The organism is Thermodesulfobacteriota bacterium (genome assembly GCA_040754335.1).
Taxonomy (GTDB): Bacteria; Desulfobacterota_D; UBA1144; order Nemesobacterales; family UBA2774; genus 2-12-FULL-53-21.
The window spans coordinates 286,952-308,768 of the sequence record JBFMCV010000001.1; the positions used below are offsets into that span (position 1 = coordinate 286,952).

23 protein-coding genes and 1 pseudogene are annotated in these 21,817 nt (G+C 52.6%); 14 read left to right on the forward strand and 10 right to left on the reverse strand.

Features of this window, described 5'->3' with window-relative positions:
- Nucleotides 1–24: 24 nt before the first annotated feature.
- On the reverse strand, nt 25–528 hold the full coding sequence (locus AB1598_01415) for a hypothetical protein (GenBank protein ID MEW6143654.1): 504 nt from the start codon (nt 526–528) through the stop codon (nt 25–27).
- A gap of 245 nt (nt 529–773) precedes the next feature.
- On the opposite strand from AB1598_01415, the gene AB1598_01420 reads away from it, so the two are divergent.
- Nucleotides 774–1,928, forward strand: a complete 1,155-nt coding sequence (locus AB1598_01420; GenBank protein MEW6143655.1) for a glycosyltransferase — start codon at nt 774–776, stop codon at nt 1,926–1,928.
- Between the two features lie 33 nt (nt 1,929–1,961).
- Nucleotides 1,962–2,456, forward strand: a complete 495-nt coding sequence (locus AB1598_01425; GenBank protein ID MEW6143656.1) for a nitroreductase family deazaflavin-dependent oxidoreductase — start codon at nt 1,962–1,964, stop codon at nt 2,454–2,456.
- A gap of 25 nt (nt 2,457–2,481) precedes the next feature.
- Here AB1598_01425 and AB1598_01430 read toward each other — a convergent pair whose 3' ends face one another.
- Nucleotides 2,482–2,811, reverse strand: coding sequence for a TfoX/Sxy family protein (locus AB1598_01430; GenBank protein ID MEW6143657.1), 330 nt, complete (start codon nt 2,809–2,811; stop codon nt 2,482–2,484).
- A 443-nt stretch (nt 2,812–3,254) separates the two neighbouring features.
- On the opposite strand from AB1598_01430, the gene AB1598_01435 reads away from it, so the two are divergent.
- The 5 genes from AB1598_01435 to AB1598_01455 all read left to right on the forward strand — a co-directional run bounded on the left by AB1598_01435 (nt 3,255) and on the right by AB1598_01455 (nt 9,446).
- On the forward strand, nt 3,255–5,474 hold the full coding sequence (locus AB1598_01435) for a TonB-dependent siderophore receptor (protein MEW6143658.1): 2,220 nt from the start codon (nt 3,255–3,257) through the stop codon (nt 5,472–5,474).
- A gap of 38 nt (nt 5,475–5,512) precedes the next feature.
- Entirely contained in the window at nt 5,513–5,635 is a 123-nt protein-coding gene (locus AB1598_01440) for a hypothetical protein (GenBank protein ID MEW6143659.1), read from the forward strand.
- A gap of 29 nt (nt 5,636–5,664) precedes the next feature.
- Nucleotides 5,665–6,840 carry a PepSY domain-containing protein gene (locus tag AB1598_01445; protein MEW6143660.1) on the forward strand — a complete coding sequence of 392 codons (1,176 nt, stop codon included), beginning with the start codon at nt 5,665–5,667 and terminating at the stop codon, nt 6,838–6,840.
- A complete protein-coding gene (locus AB1598_01450; protein ID MEW6143661.1) occupies nt 6,837–7,067 on the forward strand; it encodes a hypothetical protein in 231 nt (76 codons plus the stop codon). Before AB1598_01445 ends, AB1598_01450 begins: the two co-directional genes overlap by 4 nt.
- A 153-nt stretch (nt 7,068–7,220) precedes the next feature.
- Nucleotides 7,221–9,446 carry a TonB-dependent siderophore receptor gene (locus AB1598_01455; protein ID MEW6143662.1) on the forward strand — a complete coding sequence of 742 codons (2,226 nt, stop codon included), beginning with the start codon at nt 7,221–7,223 and terminating at the stop codon, nt 9,444–9,446.
- A 189-nt stretch (nt 9,447–9,635) separates the two neighbouring features.
- On the opposite strand, the gene AB1598_01460 is transcribed toward AB1598_01455, so the two are convergent.
- The 3 genes from AB1598_01460 to AB1598_01470 are packed head-to-tail and all read right to left on the reverse strand — an operon-like array spanning nt 9,636 to nt 11,434.
- A complete protein-coding gene (locus tag AB1598_01460; GenBank protein ID MEW6143663.1) occupies nt 9,636–10,376 on the reverse strand; it encodes an energy transducer TonB in 741 nt (246 codons plus the stop codon).
- 16 nt (nt 10,377–10,392) lie between these two features.
- On the reverse strand, nt 10,393–10,812 hold the full coding sequence (locus tag AB1598_01465; GenBank protein ID MEW6143664.1) for a biopolymer transporter ExbD: 420 nt from the start codon (nt 10,810–10,812) through the stop codon (nt 10,393–10,395).
- A complete protein-coding gene (locus tag AB1598_01470; protein ID MEW6143665.1) occupies nt 10,793–11,434 on the reverse strand; it encodes a MotA/TolQ/ExbB proton channel family protein in 642 nt (213 codons plus the stop codon). The genes AB1598_01465 and AB1598_01470 overlap by 20 nt, the downstream gene beginning before the upstream one ends.
- 605 nt (nt 11,435–12,039) lie before the next feature.
- Here AB1598_01470 and AB1598_01475 point away from each other — a divergent pair.
- From AB1598_01475 to AB1598_01505, 7 genes and pseudogenes are all read left to right on the forward strand, one after another.
- Nucleotides 12,040–12,270, forward strand: a complete 231-nt coding sequence (locus AB1598_01475) for a ChaB family protein (protein MEW6143666.1) — start codon at nt 12,040–12,042, stop codon at nt 12,268–12,270.
- Between the two features lie 287 nt (nt 12,271–12,557).
- A pseudogene (locus tag AB1598_01480) lies at nt 12,558–12,707 on the forward strand (DUF1328 family protein).
- A 93-nt stretch (nt 12,708–12,800) separates the two neighbouring features.
- Entirely contained in the window at nt 12,801–12,998 is a 198-nt protein-coding gene (locus AB1598_01485) for a CsbD family protein (GenBank protein MEW6143667.1), read from the forward strand.
- A gap of 129 nt (nt 12,999–13,127) precedes the next feature.
- On the forward strand, nt 13,128–13,535 hold the full coding sequence (locus AB1598_01490) for a low affinity iron permease family protein (GenBank protein ID MEW6143668.1): 408 nt from the start codon (nt 13,128–13,130) through the stop codon (nt 13,533–13,535).
- Nucleotides 13,536–13,892: 357 nt separating this feature from the next.
- Complete coding sequence (locus AB1598_01495; GenBank protein MEW6143669.1) at nt 13,893–14,213, forward strand: BON domain-containing protein; 321 nt, start codon at nt 13,893–13,895, stop codon at nt 14,211–14,213.
- A gap of 94 nt (nt 14,214–14,307) precedes the next feature.
- Complete coding sequence (locus tag AB1598_01500) at nt 14,308–14,430, forward strand: DUF3096 domain-containing protein (protein ID MEW6143670.1); 123 nt, start codon at nt 14,308–14,310, stop codon at nt 14,428–14,430.
- A gap of 106 nt (nt 14,431–14,536) precedes the next feature.
- Entirely contained in the window at nt 14,537–14,698 is a 162-nt protein-coding gene (locus AB1598_01505; protein MEW6143671.1) for a DUF1328 domain-containing protein, read from the forward strand.
- A 54-nt stretch (nt 14,699–14,752) separates the two neighbouring features.
- Here the strand turns inward: AB1598_01505 and AB1598_01510 are convergent, their stop codons facing one another.
- From AB1598_01510 to AB1598_01530, 5 genes are all read right to left on the reverse strand, one after another.
- Nucleotides 14,753–15,634, reverse strand: a complete 882-nt coding sequence (locus tag AB1598_01510; GenBank protein MEW6143672.1) for a glycosyltransferase — start codon at nt 15,632–15,634, stop codon at nt 14,753–14,755.
- Between the two features lie 194 nt (nt 15,635–15,828).
- Nucleotides 15,829–17,307 carry an oligosaccharide flippase family protein gene (locus AB1598_01515; protein MEW6143673.1) on the reverse strand — a complete coding sequence of 493 codons (1,479 nt, stop codon included), beginning with the start codon at nt 17,305–17,307 and terminating at the stop codon, nt 15,829–15,831.
- A gap of 147 nt (nt 17,308–17,454) precedes the next feature.
- Nucleotides 17,455–18,966, reverse strand: a complete 1,512-nt coding sequence (locus AB1598_01520) for a hypothetical protein (GenBank protein MEW6143674.1) — start codon at nt 18,964–18,966, stop codon at nt 17,455–17,457.
- 86 nt (nt 18,967–19,052) lie between these two features.
- Complete coding sequence (locus AB1598_01525; protein MEW6143675.1) at nt 19,053–20,552, reverse strand: HTTM domain-containing protein; 1,500 nt, start codon at nt 20,550–20,552, stop codon at nt 19,053–19,055.
- Nucleotides 20,553–20,617: 65 nt separating this feature from the next.
- Nucleotides 20,618–21,802 (reverse strand): glycosyltransferase family 4 protein, encoded by a 1,185-nt coding sequence (locus AB1598_01530; GenBank protein MEW6143676.1) that lies wholly within the window; start codon nt 21,800–21,802, stop codon nt 20,618–20,620.
- Nucleotides 21,803–21,817: the final 15 nt, after the last annotated feature.

Below are 21,817 nucleotides of genomic sequence, written 5' to 3' on the forward strand. Positions count from 1 at the left end.
ACGACATCCCGGCGAGAAGCCGAATCAATACCTTGTGCACCATTTGACGTCTTTTAAATTCTGATGGTCGTCTCTCAATAACCCGTACACGTGCGCCCATTCGTGCTTCAGCACCGGCAGTATCCCTTTTCTGCTGAAAGCCTTGTAGCTCACTATTATCAGTCCGTAATCTCCGTCGTACTCCCCGTTGCAGCTGCCGAAGTAGAACTCGCACCTGAAGGTGCCGTTCACGACAGCGATCGTATACTCCCTCGCCTTCTCTCCGTTGTCCTTTATGCTGAAGCATTCGCTGAATTCCGTGAACTGATAATCCACGTTCTCGAGTATCTCGCTCATATCCGCATTCACGTTCCCGTCCTTGGCTACCCTGAAACCGTATTTCGGGGTCGTTTCCGCGGGGAGCTTCTTCAGCTCCGCCTTGCTCACCTCTTCGGGGTTCATGTTCTGCATGATGAGCCCCATGTTGGCGCACGAGGCTGATGCAAGCATAAGGAGAAAGAGCGCGATGGTCTCTATCTTCGGTCTCATAATCCGATACATAATATAACTCAACGGGGATTGATTGGTGAGGGGGATTCGGGTCCGGCATGAGGTAGATTATCAAGCGTCCTGTGCCTGGTGTAATATAGAATGTATATTCCCGGGCTCAATCCGATGGCCGGTCAAAAACTTGAAGTCAGCTCGTTCAGAAGGCTCCTCGCGTGGTTCGGCACCACACGCCCCGGCGCGTCGCATTATATATTATCCGTCAATTATTGAAGGAGTAGTGACTGATGGAAATTCTATTTTATTTGCAAGACTTATGCGTAGGAGGGGTATTAAGACAGCTCTCCCAACTCGTTGTCAACCTTGACCGCAGGGGACACGGCATATCGGTAGTCGCATTGTATACCTCAGATGCGGATTGGGAGCATCTGTGGAGCGCCAGGTCCATAAATATTGAAACTCTTTTTTCCATCAAGCCTTACACGGCCGTTCCCGGGCCCATAACATTAATTAAAGCCACATCGAGATTAAGAGAGATAATAAAAAGGGAAAAACCGGAAATTCTGTACTCTTTTGGCGGTCATGCTCCTAGGATTCTTTCGTGGCTTGCTGCGGGAACATTGCCGGATATTAAACTCGTCTGGAGGTACAGGGGCGCTGGTGACAAGCTCTTGCTTCGCAACAACGATCTCAATTATAAAGCCATGTTGTTCATCGAGGAATATATCTCCACCACTGTACCTCTGGCTGTATACAATTCAGATGCGAGTTTCTCTTTTGGTGAAGGGATAAACCATAATTTTAAAAAAAAGCTGGTGATCAAGAACGGATTCGATACCGATAAATTCAAACCCGATCCGGATGCGAGGAATCTGATACGTCGGGAGTGGGGAGTTGCAAAAGATGAAAAGCTTATAGGTATTGTGGGGCGCGTAATTCCCGTCAAGGGGTATGATGTATTTATCAAAGCCGCGGCCTCTGTTCTAAAAATGCGAAAGGATGTACGTTTCGTCTGCGTTGGTAGAGGTGATAAAAGTTATAAGAGGGTTTTGGAGGACTTGAGCCGGGAACTGAAATTGAGTACATATCTGGTATGGGCCGGGGTAAGGAGCGACATGACTTCTGTGTTTAATTCTATGGATATCCTTTGCTCCGCTTCTTATGCGGGGGGCTTTCAGGACGTAATAGGGGAAGCCATGGCATGCGGCGTCCCCTGTGTAGTGACGGATGTGGGGGATTCCGCGAAGATAGTGGGCGATACTGGAATCGTGGTGCCTCACGACAAACCCGAAATGCTCGCGAGGGGGATCTTGACTATGATCGATAGACTTCCGGAGATCGAGCCTCAAGACATACGTGCCAGAATAATGGAAAATTTCACTGTCGTAAGAATGGTCGATCAAACTGAAACGGCTCTTCGGGATTTGTTAGATGGGGCATAGAGCCGGATCTCTTGAAATCCGAACGGAAATAATATGGCAGCTCCGTCCGCTGAAGACAACTCGTTCAAAAGGCTCCTCGCGTGGTTCGGCTCCACGAGGGCGGGGGCGTGGACTATGATAAATGTTGCGTCCCACATCGATAGATGGCTGATAAGAGCATCGGGCGGTCGGCTTAACATGACGTTCGCCTGGCCGTGCTTGCTGCTGACCACTAAGGGAGCAAAGACCGGAAGGCCGAGGACGATGCCCCTCCTTTATTTCCGGGACGGAGATAACATCGTGATTATCGCGTCCAAGGGCGGAAACCTCCGCCATCCGGCCTGGTATCTGAATCTACGTGCCAATCCCGAAGTAGAAATCTTCGTAGACGGGAAATCGGGCCGGTACATCGCAAGGGACGCTATCGGAGAGGAGCGCGAGAGGCTCTGGAACAAGACCCTCGGGGTCTACTCGGGTTACGAGAAATATCAGAGAAGGGCAGGGGGGAGGGAGATTCCGGTCGTGGTGCTTGAACCTCAGTATCGCTGATAGAGCGTGCTGATTTAACCCCCGGTCACTTCTCCGGCAGGGTCGAGACGAAGTCCACGCACCTGTCGACCCACACTTTCAAATCCACGTCCTCCTTGTAGCCAGCGGGCTCGACATAGACGTACCCCTTCATCGGCTTCCCAGTGAAGTCCATAGGCCGCACGTTAGGCTGTGACAGCGAGGCCTCGTACTGGGCGGGTCCCACCCTGGCCATGAGCAGGTCGCCCAAGACGCCCAAGCACATGTTGCCGTTCAGCATGAATGCTATGCCCCCGAACATTTTCCTTTCTTTGAATTGACCGCTTCTGTTGATAATCTCCCGTATCCTGCCGGCTAGTTTTTCGTCGTATGCCATGAGCTGACCTCCGGAATCGATGCTAGGGGTTTAATTGTACACGGTTCTTCGGCGGTTTTTCCCCCAGAATCCTGCTTTTAGGGACCGCGCCGGACTTTCGGTTTATGAGATTTTGCATACGGTTGAGGGGGATGGGCTTCGAAGCTCGCGCATGTATTTACAAGATTTATAGTTGTAAATACATACCCGTTTATCCATCGTTGTTTTTCACGCTTAGTACCGTGTTTGCTGCGTCGGTTTATAACTTCCTTCATTAAGGACTAGGAGCTAACATCCTGTCTTTTCTTGACAATCCGGATGCCGCCCGATAATAACAATAATGATTATCATTATCAATATTAACGAACTGCTTCCCGATCCCCGAATATGGGGGAGGGGCCTTATATGCAATCAAAAAATCCGCCCGTGAACTTGCTCATCGGGCGCTGAAGGTGGAGGGGATTATGAGTATGTCGATTTGCCGTATAGCCGCACTGATGGCTGTCTCTTTATGGGTTTGCCAGGCGTTTCCCGCTATAGCGGATGAGTTGGAGTCTCTCTCGGGGTATCGGGTCTCCGATGCGGCCCCGACAGAGCCCGCTACATCGGATACCGGCGATAAAACCGGGTCAAACGGGTCTGAAGAAACCTCAGGCGAAGTACAACTCCCCGAAGTTACAGTCTCTGGCCAAAAAGAGGACGCCGGAGAAACAGAAGGTTATATAACTGAGGATGCAACGACCGCTACAAAAACAGATATGCCTATCTTCGATACACCTGTGTCGATTCAGGTAGTGCCTCAGGATGTGCTTCAAGACCAGCAGGCGATACGCGTGCGTGATGCCGTGAAAAATGTAAGCGGCGTATACGTGAGACCTGCGGGCGGCGATAATTTTGAGGACTTCTTCGTGCGGGGATTCCCTCTCAATTTCCAAATTTTCCGGGACGGTTTCAGGACGCGAGGCTTTAACTTGAATCTGTCCTCAGTCGAGAGGGTGGAGGTTCTCAAAGGACCCGCGGCTGTGCTCTACGGCAGAGTGGAGCCGGGGGGGCTTATCAATCTGATAAGCAAAGAGCCGCTCCCTGTCGCCCACTACTCGGTCGAGCAACAGTTTGGCTCCTATGAACTCTTCCGAACTACGGCTGACCTGACGGGACCGCTTTTGAAGGAAAACGCATTGCTCTACCGTTTCAACTTCAATTACGAGAACTCGGAGTCATTCAGAGATTTCGTGGATTCTGAGGAATTTTATATCGCGCCGACGCTTGTCTGGAATATCGGTGACAGTACTTATTTGCGATTCAGCCTTGAATACCTGAACGGTCATAGCGTTCCTGACCGCGGCCTGATCGCCCTCGGCGACCGTCCGGCTCCACTACCGATAAGCCGGTACTTGGGCGAGCCGTTCAATGGTGAAAAATTGGAAGACTTGCTCCTGACCTTTCTCGGAAAGCATGATTTTAATGAGAACTGGACGCTCCGCCTCCGCTTCAGCTTTGAGAAACCGGAGAACCACCCTGTTGAAGTTTTCCCCACTGACTTTTTTCTCGAAGACGGCCAGAGCGTTGAGAGGTTCTTTTTCGAAGAAGTCGATGACGGACGATTTTATTACGCCACCGCCGAGCTAGTCGGACGGTTTAATACGTGGTGCATCCGGCACAATGTACTCTTCGGCGTCGAGTACTATGACAACGATATAGATTTCAAATTCGCATTTACGGATTTTCCCCCTATCAACATCTATGATCCTGTATATGGCGCGCCGCGTCCGGATGTGACGCTCGCCCCGGGCGACAGGGGGCTTAAATGGTATGGCGTTTACGCGCAGGATCAGGTTTACATACTGGAGAATTTAATCCTGCTCGCGGGGATACGATACGACTATACTGAGTCGTTTTTCAACTGTTGCGGAGAGGATGCCGTAAAGGTGAAGGATAAGCCCGATGACTGGAGTCCTCGCGTAGGTTTGCTCTGGCAGCCCATGCCCTGGCTGTCGCTCTACGGCAATTACACCGATTCTTTCTCCGCTACCGATGTTTTCAACAACAGCTTCAGCGGCGAGCCGCTCGAACCTGAAACCGCTACGCAGTATGAGGCGGGCATGAAAGCGGAATTCTTCGAGAGCAGACTTATGGGCACGCTGGCGTTTTACCGCTTGACCAAGAAGAACATTCTGACGGACGACCCGGAGCATCCGGGCTTCCTGCTCAACATCGGCGAAGCCCGGAGCCAGGGCATAGAGCTCGACGTGACGGGAAATATCACTCCTGCGGTTAGCGTCATAGCTTCTTATGCATACACGGACACGGAGATTCTCGAAGACAACACCGGCAACGAGGGAAACCGCCTGCCGGGTGTGCCGGAAAACGGCGGCAGCGTATTCGGAAAGTACGAATTCCTGACGGGGGTCCTTCGGGGGCTTAGTCTCGGGAGCGGGGTGTTTTTCGTAGGCGAGCGCGAAGGGGACGCTGCAAACAGTTTTGAAGTGCCGAGTTACACTCGGATCGATCTGCTCGGGTCGTACAGATACTCCATCAAGAAATTCGGCGGCATCGACATCACCGCTCAGATCAACATCGAGAACCTCTTCGATGAGAGATATTTTCTGGGGGCGCAGGACAGGAGCTCTATACTGCCGGGCGCGCCGCGCACCGTTCTTGCCGCGGTAGGCGTCGAGTTCTGATTATGCGATCGGCTTCGTTTTGGGGAAGATGTGACGGTTTGAAGCTCACGGTGAATTCGACGAATCTCTTCGACAAGACGTCCGTCGCCCGCACCGCAGCCTATTGTTGTTCGTACGGGAGCAAGCTCAATGTCCTAGGGACTCTGAGCTACAACTGGTGATTGTTTGAAAAGAGGGAGGGACGGTCGACATGCTCAGCGCTAAGACAGTCAAAATCTGGTACGTCACTCACAAGTGGACGAGCCTCATATGCACGGCGTTCCTTCTTATGCTGTGCGTGACCGGGCTCCCGCTCATCTTCTATCACGAGCTTTCGCACCTGTTATGGGAGGAGATCGAGCCCGTAAGCATGCCTCCCGGTACGCCTAATGCGAGCCTCGACAGCATCGTCGAGGCGGGATTGAATAGATATCCGGATGAATTCGTGCGTTTCCTCATCTGGGACCAGGACGAGCCCGACCTGGTTTACCTTACGCTGGTCCCGTCACTCAACGCTCCTCCCGATGTATTCCGCTCGCTTGCGGTGGATGCACGCACGGCCGAGGTGCTCGCCGAGCCTAAATTCACGGAAGGGGTAATGTACTTCATCCTCAAGCTCCATACGGACATGTTCGCGGGCCCGTACGGGATGCTTTTTCTCGGATTCATGGGGTTGCTCTTCGTAGTATCACTCGTTTCAGGCGCCGTCGTTTACTTCCCCTTCATGCGGAAGCTCGATTTCGGCATCGTGAGGAAAGACGGGACGGCTCGTATAAAGTGGCTCGACCTCCATAATCTCCTGGGCATCGTGACGCTCATGTGGGTGTTCGTCGTGGGAGGGACAGGCGTCATCAACACTCTCTCCGACGTGGTGATCAAGGCATGGCAGTTCGGCCAGCTCGCCGAGATGACGGCACCTTATAAAGGGAAGCCGCTGCCCCAGAAATTCGCGTCCCTCGATAAGGCGATGGACGTCGCGAGGGAAGCGGTGCCCGGAATGACGCCCGAATTCGTAGCCTTCCCGGGCTCTCCGTTCTCGAGCAACCACCATTATGCGGTATTCATGAGCGGTACCACACCCCTCACGTCCCGGCTGCTCAGACCTGCGCTGATTGACGCCGAGACTGGGGAGCTTACGGACTCGCGGTATATGCCCTGGTACGTGGCGGCACTGCTCATATCCCAGCCCCTCCACTTCGGCGATTACGGTGGAATGCCGATGAAGGTCGTATGGGCTGTTCTCGACGTCATCACTATCGTTGTCCTTGCAAGCGGGCTCTACCTCTGGCTCACTCGCCGCAAGAAGCCGATAGAGGAGAGGATCGCCGAGCTCGAGATCGAAGAGTCCGGGTCGCGAACAATTGCGGCGGGGAGGCCCGTCGGATGAAGCAGTCAACACCAAAGAAGAGACCGATCTTTCTTCACGTATTCGGCATACCGATCCTGCTCGCGGCGCTGAGCGCATTTGGTCTTGTCTCCGCGCTGCTCGGGAACGGTATCTGGGACATGCTTTCGTGGATCACCCTTGGAATCCCTGTCGCAGTCATTGTGCGGCACGTATGGTTCGGCGGTTCACGGAAGAATCATATCAACTGGTTACGGATGAGGAGGTGATGAGTCGTAGAAAACATTATCGAAGTTATCCGGTACGACGTAGTTTCCCGCATAGCGAAATAAGCCGAATATCGAAAATCTGAAACGGATCAAAGCTATGTTCCATAAGGGTGAGGCTGACTCAAGAAGAATCTAAGTTGAGGAGGTCTTGACATGGAATTAGCAGTACGGTTTACCTTAGTCGTTTCAATGCTCGTTTTAATGTTGATCCCGCTTAGGGCGTCCGCGCAGGAGGTTCAGCAGAATGACAATTTGAAAGAAGCCGCTTCTCAGATGGTTGTGACGGATGGGGAGGGCGATAAGGCTCGGAGCGCGGAAAGCACAGGAGGAATCAAGCTCCCCGAGGTGGTGGTTGAAGACAGTGAAGAATCGGACGAGGGAGGCTTTACCGCGGAAGACTCCCAAAGCGGCACAAAAACGGACACGCCGCTCATCGAAGTCCCGCAATCGATATCGGTAGTGACCGAAGAGCAGATTCAAAAGCAGGAGGCACAGTCAGTAGGCGCTGCTCTCCGTTATACGCCGGGTGTAAATTCCGAAGCCTTCGGCTCTGATTCGAGGTATGACTGGATATACATACGCGGCTTTCTGGCGCCGAAGTTCCTGGACGGGCTCCAGCTCCCTTACGGTGTAGGTTACGGTGACCCCAGGGTCGAGCCATACGGGCTTGAGCGCATAGAGATTCTAAAGGGGCCTTCCTCCTCGCTTTACGGGCAGGTCCCTCCCGGCGGTCTTGTCAGCATGATAAGCAAGAGGCCGACACCAGTACCGCTCCGCGAGGTTGTGCTCCAGTACGGGAGCTACGACCGGTATCAGGGCGCTTTCGACCTCGGAGGGCCGATCGATGATAGGGGACAGCTCCTATACCGCTTTACGGGGCTTCTCAGGAGAAGCGATACGCAGATCGATTATACGGAGGACAACCGCATTTTCCTCGCCCCGGCGTTTACTTTCAGGCCTACATGCAACACGACGATCACGCTGCTCAGTTATTTCCAGAAAGATGACAACAAGGGGCTCGGTCTCGAGTTCCTTCCTTCGCAGGGCACACTCTTTCCGAACCCGAACGGTAAGATACCGACGAGCAGGTTCGTGGGAGAGCCCGATTTCAACAGGTTCGACAGGACGCAGTATGCGATCGGGTACGAGCTCGAGCACAGGTTCAACGATATATTCACGGTCCGGCAGAACTTCCGTTACCTGACGTCCGACGCCGACCCGGAGAACGCCGTTATCGGTGCGGGCCTACAACCCGACCTCCGCACGCTCAATCGCGCTATATATCAGATCGAAGAGGACCTGGATTCGCTCGCCATAGATACGGAAGGCATCGCTTCATTTGCGACAGGCCCTGTGAAGCACATCGTGCTGGCGGGGTTCGACTACTACTGGCTCAGGAGCGACTACAGCCTGGGCTTCGGCGCTGCGCCTACTTTAGACATATTCGACCCCGTCTACGGGCAGCCTTTCACGACCCCGCCCACCATAACGCGCACCATTCAAAAACAAAACCAGTTCGGCCTCTATCTCCAGGACCAGATTTTCTTCAAGGGGTTCGTCCTCACGCTCACGGGACGCGAAGACTGGGTAGACGACAACACGAATAATTTGCTCGCTGATACGAAAACGAAGCAGGACGACAGCGCTTTCTCCGGACGCGCAGGTCTCAACTACGTCTTCGATTTCGGTCTCGCGCCCTATATATCGTTCGCCCAATCGTTCCAGCAGGAGCTGGGTACGACGTTCGAGGGCGAACCTTTCAAGCCGAGCAAGGGGAAGGAGTACGAGGCGGGGATTAAATACCAGCCCGAGTGGTTCCCCGGCATCTTCGCCGCGGCGGTATACGAAATAAAGCAGAAGAACGTGCTGACGCCCGACCCGGAAAACGAGTTCTTCAGCGTACAGACGGGAAAGGTCCGCGTACGCGGATTCGAGCTCGAAGGCACAGCGAGCCCGGCGCCGGGGTTCAATCTCACGGGGGGCTATTCGTACACTGATGCTGTAATCACCGGCAGCACCGTGCCCGAGGAGAAAGGCAAGCAGCTCCCGCAGGTGCCTAAAGACCAGTGGTCGGTGTGGGCGGATTACACATTGCAGCAGACTGTGCTAAAAGGGTTCGGTCTCGGCGCGGGCGTACGCTACATGGGAGACAGCTATCCGGATGCGGCCAACTCCTTCAAGATACCGTCTTTTACTCTCGCCGACGCTGCGGTTTACTATAATTTCGGCGGTATCACGCCCAAATTAGGCGGCTTAAACCTGGCGGTGAATGCGCAGAACCTCTTTGACAAGGAATATGTGTCGTCCTGTAACGGCGTCGACTACTGTTACTACGGCTCGCGCCGTCTTATTCTGGCGACTCTCACATTCGACTGGTGATTTCTATCTTTGTGCGTTTGAGAACATCCGGCGCCGGTATCGAGCATTCCGGCACCGGATTTACGTTCAATACTTTCTCCGTCCTCTTTCCAAAAATTATTTGAGATGTGATAGTGGAGCGAGACGGGGATTTGCTTTAGTGTGTATGCCGGATTCTATCCGGCTCTCTTATGTCGCTGAAGGGTCCGGCTAGCCGTTCGTGAGGTCGAACCTTATCGGCACAACTACCCAGCTCGAAATTGCGCGGCCGTTCTTCTTTCCGGGGATGAATATCCATTCTCTGACCGCGTCGAGAGCGGAATTGTCGAGCACTTCGTATCCGGACGATTTGCGTATCTCTATCTTCCCCACATTCCCGCTCTCCATTACGAATACGTCGAGGACGACGAGCCCCTCGTACCCGTGCCGCTTGGCGATCCTCGGATAGGCTGGCTTCGGGTTGACGCCGTAGTTCGGGTATCCGATTTCGGTGCCCTGGCCCGTGCCCTTCGTGTCGAGCCCCGTGCCGCTGTCTCCGAGTCCGCTCTCACTAGCCTTGCCGTCGGGCGATACGTTTGCATTCTCGAATGCGTTTGCGGACGGAACTGCGCTTGTTATGGCCGTCTCTGTGTTGACAGGGTCTTTATCGAGGCTTATGATCTCTTTCTTCTCGGCTTTCGTTACGGGTTTTTTCTTTGCGGCTTTCTTTACGGTCTTCTTTTCAGGAGCCTTCTCCGTTTTCTTTTCGGGCTCGGGTTTTTTCATCGCCGCGGGCTCGAGAGAGTCCCCCTTTCCCTTTCCCGGGTCTTTATACTGCGTCGTTACGCCGACCATGAGAGGCCGGGCGATTTCGTCGGGTTCTTCCGGCGAGAGAGAAACGAATGCAGCGAAGACCGCGGCGTGCAGTATCAAAGAAAGTATGATGAATGTTCCTATCCGCGAAGAGGGCATACGGCTTTCTCCGGGCTCAGGGCGCTTCCGCTTTCTCTGCGGCTATGGCTATTTCTTTGGCCCCGGCTTCTTTCGCCTGGCTTATCAGTTTCACCGCGTCCCCGAGGAGCGCGTCCTTGTCTCCTTCGAGGATCACCACCTTGGTATTGCTTTCGGCGAGGGCCTTTTTGAGTTCCTGCTCGAAAGTGTCCCTGCTCGTTTCTTTCTGGTTTACGTAAGTCTTTCCGTCGGTCGTCAGCGTGACGACCACGTTTCTCGCTACCGTGTCGGTCTTGGATACCTCAGGGAGGTTGATGTTTGCGCCCGACTCGATCAGAGCCGAGCTCGTGATCATGAAGATTATAAGCAGCACGAGAAATATGTCGGTAAGCGGGGTGATGTTGATTTCCGCTACGATGTCCTCGTCCGTCTTTTCGTCAAATTTCCCGATCGCCATTTCCTGATCTCCCCTGCTTGTAAGCCTGCACGAATTTGGAGTGGTTGATCTTGAGCTCCGCGTTTATGGCGGCCACCCTGACCTGAAGGTAGTTATATGCGATTACCGCTATAATGGCTACCACGAGCCCTGCGGCCGTGGCGACGAGCGCTTCGGATATGCCGCCCGCGACCACGGAGAACCCCCCTGTGCCGGCTATCGACATATTGTGGAAGGACTTGATTATACCGACGACCGTGCCGAAAAGGCCGATGAAAGGGGCGCTGCTGCCGATGGTCCCGAGGAGCCAGATGTTTTGCTTAAGGTCCTGGACCTCTTCGTATCTGTTTTCTTCCAGCTTTTCTGAAACGTCTGCGGGATTGGCTGTTTTTTCATCCGCGAGTATGGAATGATAAATCCTCGCCTGAAGGCTCTTCCTGTGTTTGTTGCAGACCGAAAGCGCCGCGCCGAAGTCCCCCCTCGTCATCGGAGGGACTACGAGGCTCGTAAGCTTTCTTGTAGTGGACGCTACCCCGCTCAGGGCGAACATTCTTTCGCCGAGTATAGCTACCATTATTACCGAGCACAGTATGAGAGGGTAGGTCGCTATCCATCCCTGCTGTATGAGCTCAATTAAATTCATACTCTGCATAATCCGTCACCTCATAATTCCCGTTTCGTTTTGTTGGTGTTAATTCTCTGACGACATCCGGATACTATGATAATCATATCCGATACATCCTGTTCCTCAATCGCCCGGTCGTATTCTGTGAAATTGTTCGAGCTTCCATCTGCGGTTTCGGAGGCGGTATGTGATTGATCTGCGACTCCGCCGAGGGAGCGTTTTTCCGGCTGCCAGTACGCAATTCAGATCATGAATGTATCTATAATCAGGATGCATTATTTTGGAACGTATTATCTGATATTGAATATCATTATCGGTAGAATTAAGATACATGAGTGCGGACTTATGTCAATATCGAGTCCGGAATTTCGATAGACTGAAGTCATTTATTCCGGAGGCTGTTCGAGGACCGACAATGCCGGCCGTATCTATCACAACATTTCAGATCAATTTCACCCAGTTCCCCGAACGCGGAAAGGGATAGAACCCACTTCGATCATTCGAGATTCTTCACTAGACCGAGTGCTGGCATGCATGTTGCACGATAGACAATGCGTGGCTGCCGTTACTTAAAGTGCAATCGGCCGAGCCCGTTTAAAATCACAATTACAGGAGGTACAGAGATGCCGTACCGTAAAAGATCGGATTTGCCCGAATCGGTCAAGAGCAGTCTCCCGAAACATGCGCTCGATATATATATCGAGGCCTATAACAATGCATGGGAAGAATACGTTGACCCGGCGGATAGACGCGGCGATGACTCACGCGAAGAAGTGGCCCACAAGGTTGCGTGGGCGGCCGTGAAAAAGAAATACGAGAAAAAGAGCGGCCGGTGGGTCACCAAAGAGGCGTGATTATTTCATCCATTGAAGAACGGACGGCGATATTACATTGGAATTCGTCTTCTGCCTAACATTTATTCACTGTTTATATAGTTCGATTATATCCAATGTTTACTGTCCGATATTAAACAACCGGAGTTAATTCCGGGCGCCCGCGGCGTGTCGAAACTGGTTATAACTAGCTCTGCATATTAAATATTACATGCCACACCCGAACATTGGCATACATGTTGCGTCGAAGTATCGGCATGAGAAAGACAATAAGCATTAAGGACATGGCGGCGATTCTCGGTTTATCGATGACTTTTCTTGTGGCCGCACTGCTTGCGTTCACTTTCCTGATGATGACGCTCATTCTCGTAGTGCTGGGTTTTTCGGGATTAGGGGGAACTGTTTCCGGAATAGCGAAAGTTCTCCTGCTTGTATTCCCTGCGCTCTTTGTAATCTCAGTGATTCTCGGATGGCGAGGCGCTTGGAGCCGGAGCGCTTGGGGCAATGTAACGAATAACTTATCGAAGCCGAAGAAATGGGAGGTGAAATAGATGAACTGGAATCAGGTACAAGGTAACTGGAAGCAGATGAGATGGAAGGCGAAAGAGCAGTGGGGAAGGCTGACGGATGACGATCTCGACATCATTAACGGCAGACGCGATCAGCTCATAGGGAAGCTCCAGGAGAAGTACGGATACTCAAAGGAGCAGGCCGAAAAGGCAGCGGATTATTGGTCAAAGAAGCATTGAGCCCTATTTACCCCATACCTCTGGCCGCTCTTTCTCCCCAAACCCGGGGGAAAGGGCGGCTTCATTCGTTGAGGCATGGTCGATTTGCCCCTCGAATATTTTGATTTGCAGGCAGTGAGCTGAACCTATATGAGCGGAGTAAGAAATTCGTCCTCGCTGTTCACGAGATTCGCCAAATATGCATCAACGGCCATGGGCCATCCGGCGGCTTTCATGGTGGCCATCATCATAATCGCTGTTTGGATCCTGACGGGTCCTTTGCTCGGGTTCAGCAATACCTGGCAGCTTATTATTAATACAGGGACGACGATCGTCACTTTCCTGATGGTGTTTCTGATCCAGAATACTCAGAACAGGGATACTATCGCAATTCAGGTAAAGCTCGATGAGCTGATACGTGCGATAGAAAACGCTAACAATGCGCTTCTGGACCTCGAGGAATTGGACGAAAAGGATCTGGAACGGATCAGGGCGGACTACGAAGAGCTCGCAAGAATCGCAAAAGAGAAATTGAGCGACACAGGAAAGAAACAATAAACCGACGTACGACCGGACGGAGTGGAAAATTTGCGTGCCGTAACGAATACGCGGTATGCTGCCGCGGCCCTCGACTGTCGGATATACAACAATCCCCGCCGTTTGAATCCACACCGGAATTTAACCAACTTAAATTTCAATCTCGAGTCGGAATGATATATCCGCCCGGTATCACACAATATTAATCATATCTCCATTTCTGGTACGGATTTTGCCATAGGTATATTCCAGATATTGATCATAGGTTTTTCGCTCTGGACTCTGACCTGCTGCCGAAGAAGCGCTTCTCGCAATCGATTGGGAGAGCGGATGTTTCTTCCGCAGCACGGTCAAAGGCAAAAAGTACGGAGGTGCAATATGCTGAAAAAATATTTGCTCCTGATTGCGGCACTGATATTTCTGGCCGGGACAGCCGGATGCAATAACGGCGGTAATAAGAGTAGTGGGGAAGTTATAGATGACGCCGTTATTACATCCAACGTTAAAACGAAGCTATTTGCTGATCAGGATGTGAGCGGCTTCGATGTAGATGTTGATACGGATAAGGGTGTGGTCAAATTAAGCGGAGTTGTGGATTCTCAATTGGAGTCTAATAAAGCCGAAAGCATCGCACGAAAAGTAGAGGGTGTGGTCTCGGTCGAGAACAATTTGAAGATCAACACAAGCGGAGAGGAATAGAAGGAAACTGCGTGTGCCGGTCCCGGTCGAAGCCGGTTTCTAAGAGCTCTGCGCCCGAGATCGGTTTTCATGATTTAAAGCTTAGGAATTCGATATGCAGTTAAATCTGGAGTTGACCCCTCTCGTCTCGTTGGCAGCCGGGATATTGATACTGATATCCTCGAGGATATTGAATCAGGTGATAGCTGTTTACTTGATCGCAGTCGAGATAATGTGATTCATCAAGTGATATCGGCCGTCGGTCCGGTAGCTCCTTATTAAGATGAGGCAATGAAGTGAGGAATCTCGATTCCTTATTATGCTCGAAAAGGGAGGTGTTAAATATGTTGAGCTGGGCGGCAACATTTCTTGTAATCGCTATAATAGCCGCGGTTCTCGGGTTCACGGGTATTGCCGGCGCGGCGGCGGGTATTGCAAAAATATTGTTCGTAATATTCCTCGTGATCTTCGTAGTATCGCTCATATTCGGCAGACGCGCGGTCTAGAACGACTGTTTTATTTTTCCTAAGGTGCTCGGGAAAAGGCGGCCGCATGTGGCCTTAACCGTCCGGACGGAGCGTCGCAGAAAAATACCCCGCCGCGTTCGCAGCCTGTGAGAGCGCTATTAATAAAGATAGAAAGGTCTTGTTGCGGCACGGAGTATTCCAGGGATAAAATATCAGTCCGGTGTAAAAGCTCATAGGCTCGATCTTCATTCCCTCGGGGCTGCGGCTTGCACGGATATTGTGAAATCTGTGAGCGCCTTGTCCGTAATTAAAATGCTGCTTCACGAATTTGTCAAAAGTCAGCGGGTGGGCGTGGCGCACGAGAGCCTCAGGGGCATAAACAGTCTTGTATCCGAGGTGGAGGTACCTGTCGCAGAATTCCCTGTCCTCGGCTGCGGCGAGCGGGAAAGTGGTGTCGAATCCACCGACTTTATGGAACTGCTCACGGGAGAGCGCCATGTTGTTAGATGCGATAAATTTTGCGTCCTCTCTATTGTAGTAAGAATAGAGGAAGTCGGTAATAAGCTGGCTAGCCGTCGAATAGGTGTTGTCGGGCAGATCGTTTTCCGTGCGTCCCGCGACCAGCATTTCCGGATCCGGATTTAAGGCCTCTTCCAGTTTCGTGAGCCACTGCCGGGAGGGTTTGCAGTCGTCGTCCGTGAAGGCGAGGAATTTACCGCGCGACTCCCGGGCGCCCCTGTTTCGCGCCGCCGCGGGACCCGCATTATCCTGCCTTAGAAGTCTGATGTCTATCCTTTTCCGGAACGCATTGACGATTTCTTCAAGCGAGGTCTTGCTTCCGTCATCGACCACCACGACCTCGAAGCCGTCCTTGGGATCGGCGAGGTCCGCAACCGAATCGAGACATTCCTTGAGCTGCTTCGGACGTCCGTACGTAGGTATGATGACTGTGAACGAATATTTGTCTCGGATCATTGCCTCAACACAGTATGCGTGATGTACACTCTCGGGAAATGCGGCCTGGCAGAAGCTCTGTCGGCGCCGGCGCGGCTTCGCCCGCTTCTTCGAATGCCGAAACCCGCACGGAGTCCGCGCGATGCCGTGTATTCAGTGCCGGGTACTGTGTCCATTGCTCGTATACAGGAATTATAATTACTTTGTTGCTCATCTCAATTTCTTCCTCCAGCGGTCCCGTAGAACATTCCCGAGAATAAGGCCCGGAGCTCCCTGATAGTAAATTCGCCCGTGACGACGCAGAACGTAATTATGCCAGTGGATGCCAGTATTATCTTTACAACGACGAATATGCCCTGCGTGTCCCATAACCGGACGGCGTAATACGCCGCGCTCGAGATTATGATGCTCCTGAGTAAAGTCCTCGCAGGGGGGTGGATCCGCCAGAGATAATAAACGGCCGAAAGCGTTGCGATGGCGCCCGCCCAGGCAAGGAATGTGTAGACGCTCGATGCCCCTATCATGCCGAACCGCGGGATCACGAGAAAATAGAAGAGAATGGATACAGGGACTATCGGCCCCGCGAGCAGAAGCGGCAAGCCAGGTTTTCCGCTCGCGGTGAGCACCGCATAGTTTACGGATATTAAGACGGTCGCAACGGAGCCGAATATCAGGACCGACAAAATTTGAGCCGTGCCGCCGTACTCGTCGCCGAATATAAGTCTTACCAGCTCGTGTGAGCAGCCCGCGGTCATAGCTGCGAACGGTATTAGCAAGACTGCGATGCGGTGAGATGTCGTTATAAGGTGCGTAATGGTCTCTCTGTTCCCGGTGCCGATTGCCCTCGTTAGAGTCGAGAGAAGCAGAGGAGTGTAGGAGAGCGCGAACAGACCGGGTATGATTGCGAGGTTCTGTGCGGCCACATAAATGCCCGCCTGCTCGGCGGTGCCGCCGAGGGCCTTGACGAGAAGCAGATCCAGCTTGTCGAATAGCCTCATCCCAGCTGCGAATAAAAATAACGGTGTTACGTAACCCCACAGTCTCCCCGCCTGGAAGCTGGAATGCCCGAAAATCGGCGCTCTGACGTAAGAGCGTACGATTATCAATTCGATGAGTGAAGAAATTATAATACCGATAATCGCCCCCTCGACCGAGAGCCCGATGCTGACGAGTATCACGATCAGGACCATGCGGCTTATCCACCTTACCGAGCTTGTGAAGGCTCTCTCTTTGAATTTCCCTATTCCGATAAGGATTTGGCGGTGAGCGGTGGAGAGGACGAAAATTGGTATATCTATCGCCATGAGCGAAAGGTATGAGCCTAGCCTGGGTGCGTCGAGGAGTCCGGCAATTTCGTTTGAAAATATCCACAGCGCTGCTACAGCAGCCGCACTGACGAGTAAATATAACTTGAGCACCGTGGTTGCAATGGGCTCCCAATGCTCCGCCTCGCCTATGAACTTGATGCTGGTTCCCCCGAAGATCTGGCAGATGCTGTACTCGATCCAGATGACTATGCTTACGACCAGCCCGTAGATTCCGTAGCTCTCGGGTCCGAGGCTCCGGGTCAGGAAAATTGTCGTAATGAGTCCGGTGGGTATAAGAAGCGATTCCGCAAGAAACACGCGGATCGCGCCGTCGAGCATATGGTGAGTGCTTTTCGAGCGCTCTTTGTCATGGTCGTGGTTGCTCATAGACGGTCAACGTATCGTATTTGAGATCTGCGGCCGGGGCGAATGCGCCTGGCAGGGCACGCATTTCATTTGTTCGGTTATAAAAAAATAGAGAGGCTTCCCCCGTGCTGTTAGCAAATCCGTCCTCCGCATCGTCCGGTAATCCTGTCAGACATCGAGCTTGCGTCCTGTCATTGCGTCCGGGACCGGCTCTCCCAGAAGCGTAAGTAAAGTCGGAGCTATGTCCAGCACCTCGATGTCGCCCGCTTTTCCTCGCGTATTCACCGAAGGGCCCGCAAGGGCGAAAAATCCGTACGAGGAATGGTCGCTTCTCCTGAAGAATTCGGGTTTTTTCTGCCTCAGCTCTGCATCAGGATGCTTTACCCGCTCCATGAATCTCCCGGGCTTCCATTCGACGAAGATGTCAGGGAGGGACTCGTGGGGAGCGCAATTAAAAAGCTCGACGGTCTTATTGACAGAGGCAGCGGCGGGCTCGCCGGTAGCGGGGTCCGTGAGCCTGTATAATTCATGCACGATCCTGTCGACAAGGGCGTTGTATTCATCGCCGGGTTCGACGGTTCCCTGAGGATCCCGCCCTTTCAAGTTGATGCGTATGAAGCTCGTATACGAGACGGGTATGGAGAAGGCAGTGGTCCGCCCCCAGTCAGTTCCTTTTTTGAACATGTCGGAAACCAATTTTTCTCTCTCTTCCCTCGGCATACGCTTGCTTAACGCGATGCGGACCCGCTCCGGGAGCAGCTTGCGGGCTATATCCAGAGGGCTCAGGGAAAATTTCCCCGGCCCGGGTGAGACCTGATAGCCGAGCTCCCTGCAGAAGGCTTCCGCCAGTGCGGCGTTCGGGTAGTCGTCTTCCATGCCGACTGAAGAAACAATGCATATATTCGGGTTCTCATAACGGCCCGATATCAGACCTATTTCGGCGTCGATAGCCTTATATATTTCCCTGATGGCGTGTGTCAGCTCGCAGTCTCTGTCGCCGTTTGCTCTGTTTTTCGGATGGTATTTCCAGAATTGGTGGTTTGCCGCATGAGATTCGGCGAAGATCATCAGCGACAGGTCGAATTTATCCCGATCGATGAGATAGCGGCACATCTCGCCCTTTGTTCTTACATTGTGCAGCAGTCTCTTATAGATCTCCAGGTCCTGCTCATACGTGCTTACGTGATTCTCTCTCGTCGTCAGCTTTGATCCGAACTTGCTTCTTACATCGTCTATAATACCGGGCGGCTCGGATGCGGTGACGAAATGGTACGGGTCCCAGTTATGGTGGGTCGCCCAGTTCGAGACCTGAATACCCGGAAGTCCCTCGTATAGACGTGTGTCCGCGGCATCGATAATAAGAGACTTTTTGTGCTTCCCTTTCAAATGCGTCCAGAAAGGGGGCGCGTTGATATCCATCCCGGTAACGGATCCAAGCTCATATGTTCCGGGTTTTAATTGCCTGAAGTAATGATAACCGTGTCTGCTCCGGGACATGCCGCTCAGGAGCGAGATCCATACCCCGTGCTCCGTAACGAGCTCGGGCCCAGCCGTTCTGCCATAGACGCCGCTCTTCATCACTGAGGCGATATTCGGCAGGTGACCCTGACCTGACCACTCTTCGATGAATCCAGGGTCACCGGCATCGATGCCTATTATGACTAGCGGAGGGAGTTCCATATCGGACGTCATGTAATTGACCTCAATTATATATGTTTTTGATTCTCTTTCAATTTGTAATGTCTTGTGGTTATTAAGGCCCTTAATCAGTGCTGGCAAACGCCTTTTTTCCCATGCGGGACGGGCTTGAAGTAGAGGAGCTTGCGAAGAATGTATTTCTCGGGCTCGAAAAGCCCGGGGTCGCCGTTCCGGTCAGAAACCGATTTCACTGAGCCTTTTCTCACGTATTCGAGCCCGATGCCGTCACCGGCGGTGCTATGCTTCTCGCTCATATACCGTCTAAGCTCGAAATACGGGATCGAGTATCCTTTTTCCTTGAAAGTCCTCAGACGCGGGTCCGAGGAATTCTTTATTTCCACGAGGTCGGTTTGATAATCGGTCAGATAATAGGGATGATTTATCAGCAGGTGATTGGAAGTCCCGCCCTCCGTGCGCAAGTTGCTGAACATCGACCATGACGTCTGTGTCTTGAGCCCTATGTAGGGGCTTATCCCGTTAATGAGGACGAGGATGGGGAACAATGCTAATAGCTTATATCCGGGAACGAAATACCGGGTTTCATCCCAGACGGGTTTCTCCCTTCTCGACACAAGCAGAAATATCGCGATAATAAAGATGCCGTATATCCACCAGAGCCCGAGGAAAGCGTAATAAAGCCTCGTTCTCCCGAACGTCCCCAGCTCTCTCAGCTCCGGGTATTGCTCGACGCTCGGATAGGTGAGCCTTGCATATATAAAGAGGCCCAGGCACAAAGCGCCCGATATTATCAGGACCGGCAGGCGCGCCTTTTTAATCAGTCCACGCTCGAGCGTGTGTCTATATAATCCCGGAAACGGCGTGCCGTTCCACCACTTCCGGAGCTGCTCTGAAAAATTGTCGGGTGCGAACAGGAACAGCAATGCGTACATGACGGCCGAAAAGTTGTAAAATTCCCCCGTGCCGAGTATGAAGTGAAAGAAGAGGGCGATGATTATGCCGAGCGTCCGCGTCCTGCGTATTATAAGGGAAACGGGTATGATGAGCTCGACTGCGAGCGCACCGTAAATTGCGAAGTACTCTGTGAAGAGCGAAGATCGAAAGAGACCCGAAGCGCCTGTCATCAGCAGGTATAATTTGGTCCCGCAGCTGACACCTGGGTCGAGCCAGTCGGTATTGAGCTTGTGAAAGAAGGCAAGCAGGTAAAGCAATATGATCTCTAGCCGCACCGCCGGAGCGAACGTATCGAAGAGTTCGGATTTCTCGATATTTATTTTCCCCGATGAAATCATCAGTGTCAGCGCTGTAGTTAAAATTGTCAGGTTTACTATAGTAGCGAACAGCCAGTGGTTCGGGATCCACGGCATCTTTTCAAAAGCATCTGCAAGTTGGAGGAGGATCAGCACGCATAACCTGTACGGCGAGGAGGGTTTCAGAAGAACAATAACGGCTGAGACTCCTAGCGCGAAGGAGACAGTGGAGTCGAGCCAGATGTTCCATTTGCCGAGATGGAAGATTACGGCTGCCGCCCAGAGGAATGAAAATATTGCAAACCTGCCGTCCGGATGGGATTTCTCCGTCATCGCCGTATACGGCGCCGGTTTATTCATGAATGATCCGATCAGGCCCTCCCGTATGCCTCGAGGCTAAAATGAGTCCGGTTCAAACAAAAAAGTTATTTAGATGCCGCATATAGTCTCTCGTATATATCGAGCAGCTTGTTCAAAAAAGTCTGTTCGCCGAATCTTGATTCCGCTCTGATTCGTCCCTCCCTCCCGAGTGATGCGGACAGATCCTTGTCCTTGAGCAGGAGGAGCAGCTTTTCGGCAAGAGCGTCTACATCGCCCGGGGGCACCAGAAACCCGCTCTTTCCGTCCTCGACTATCTCTCTCAGTCCCCCCGAGCCGCTCGCGACCACAGCCGTCCCCCTCATAGCCGCCTCGACAGCCGTGATACCGAAAGGCTCGGCCCATAGTGATGGCACCGCCTGGACCCATGCACTGTTGAAAGCCTCGTCGATTTTAGGATTTGGCAGACGGCCAAGGAGTGTAACTTTCGAAGCCAGTCTCAAATCTGAAATCATGAGCTTTATTTTCTCTCTTTCAGGTCCCTCACCGGCGATCAGAAGCCTGGCTGATGGCACCATACCGGCTGTTTTCGCGAAGGCGCGGAGCAATACGTCGACGCCTTTTTCCCGCACGAGACGCCCGGCGAATGAGACGGTCGGTCTCTCGTCTAATGAGGCTCTATCGGGTTTTGACGGCATACCGTAGTGCAGCACCTCCACCCCGCCGATGCCGTTCTGTAATAGTGTATCCCTGACCGACTCGCTGTTGGCCAGTATTGCGTTGAATGAGCTACGCCATTGTCCGAATAGTTTCAGTTGAACCATAAGAGGCGCCCAGTCTCTCACGGGAAGGCATCCGTTCCTGTAGCACGGCATACCCGCCCTCACCGTACAGAGGCTTCCGTCAGGGAGTAGTTTCGTCCCCGTGGGGCAGACGGGGCGGTACCATGCTACGTGATAGAGGGACGGTATGTTTTTCAGGAGCGGCAGTATGAGCGGCGAGAGCTGGGTCAGGAATATCTTGACATGGATTATATCGGGCCTGAATTCTCTTATTACTTTCCTGAGCGAGAGATATGCCCAGGGATTGAAGGTCTGTAGCAGCGTGCGGAACGGGGAAGCGGTGCCGGGACATGTGTAGTCCGCTTCATTATTCATATACCCGTTCTTCACGCTGCTCGTGAATAATCTCGCGTCGTGTCCTCTTTCTCTCAGCACTTGACGGAGCCTCAACATCTGTATCTCTGCCCCGCCCAGAGGAATCCCGTAATCATTGACGAGCAGGATTTTCATATCCTGAATCCTGGG

Coding starts and splice junctions, on each gene's coding strand:
- AB1598_01415 (MEW6143654.1), bottom strand. CDS start 528: ATGAGACCGAAGATAGAGACCATCGCGCTCTTTCTCCTTATGCTTGCA.
- AB1598_01420 (MEW6143655.1), top strand. CDS start 774: ATGGAAATTCTATTTTATTTGCAAGACTTATGCGTAGGAGGGGTATTA.
- AB1598_01425 (MEW6143656.1), top strand. CDS start 1,962: ATGGCAGCTCCGTCCGCTGAAGACAACTCGTTCAAAAGGCTCCTCGCG.
- AB1598_01430 (MEW6143657.1), bottom strand. CDS start 2,811: ATGGCATACGACGAAAAACTAGCCGGCAGGATACGGGAGATTATCAAC.
- AB1598_01435 (MEW6143658.1), top strand. CDS start 3,255: ATGAGTATGTCGATTTGCCGTATAGCCGCACTGATGGCTGTCTCTTTA.
- AB1598_01445 (MEW6143660.1), top strand. CDS start 5,665: ATGCTCAGCGCTAAGACAGTCAAAATCTGGTACGTCACTCACAAGTGG.
- AB1598_01450 (MEW6143661.1), top strand. CDS start 6,837: ATGAAGCAGTCAACACCAAAGAAGAGACCGATCTTTCTTCACGTATTC.
- AB1598_01455 (MEW6143662.1), top strand. CDS start 7,221: ATGGAATTAGCAGTACGGTTTACCTTAGTCGTTTCAATGCTCGTTTTA.
- AB1598_01460 (MEW6143663.1), bottom strand. CDS start 10,376: ATGCCCTCTTCGCGGATAGGAACATTCATCATACTTTCTTTGATACTG.
- AB1598_01465 (MEW6143664.1), bottom strand. CDS start 10,812: ATGGCGATCGGGAAATTTGACGAAAAGACGGACGAGGACATCGTAGCG.
- AB1598_01470 (MEW6143665.1), bottom strand. CDS start 11,434: ATGAATTTAATTGAGCTCATACAGCAGGGATGGATAGCGACCTACCCT.
- AB1598_01475 (MEW6143666.1), top strand. CDS start 12,040: ATGCCGTACCGTAAAAGATCGGATTTGCCCGAATCGGTCAAGAGCAGT.
- AB1598_01485 (MEW6143667.1), top strand. CDS start 12,801: ATGAACTGGAATCAGGTACAAGGTAACTGGAAGCAGATGAGATGGAAG.
- AB1598_01490 (MEW6143668.1), top strand. CDS start 13,128: ATGAGCGGAGTAAGAAATTCGTCCTCGCTGTTCACGAGATTCGCCAAA.
- AB1598_01495 (MEW6143669.1), top strand. CDS start 13,893: ATGCTGAAAAAATATTTGCTCCTGATTGCGGCACTGATATTTCTGGCC.
- AB1598_01500 (MEW6143670.1), top strand. CDS start 14,308: ATGCAGTTAAATCTGGAGTTGACCCCTCTCGTCTCGTTGGCAGCCGGG.
- AB1598_01505 (MEW6143671.1), top strand. CDS start 14,537: ATGTTGAGCTGGGCGGCAACATTTCTTGTAATCGCTATAATAGCCGCG.
- AB1598_01510 (MEW6143672.1), bottom strand. CDS start 15,634: ATGATCCGAGACAAATATTCGTTCACAGTCATCATACCTACGTACGGA.
- AB1598_01515 (MEW6143673.1), bottom strand. CDS start 17,307: ATGAGCAACCACGACCATGACAAAGAGCGCTCGAAAAGCACTCACCAT.
- AB1598_01520 (MEW6143674.1), bottom strand. CDS start 18,966: ATGGAACTCCCTCCGCTAGTCATAATAGGCATCGATGCCGGTGACCCT.
- AB1598_01525 (MEW6143675.1), bottom strand. CDS start 20,552: ATGAATAAACCGGCGCCGTATACGGCGATGACGGAGAAATCCCATCCG.
- AB1598_01530 (MEW6143676.1), bottom strand. CDS start 21,802: ATGAAAATCCTGCTCGTCAATGATTACGGGATTCCTCTGGGCGGGGCA.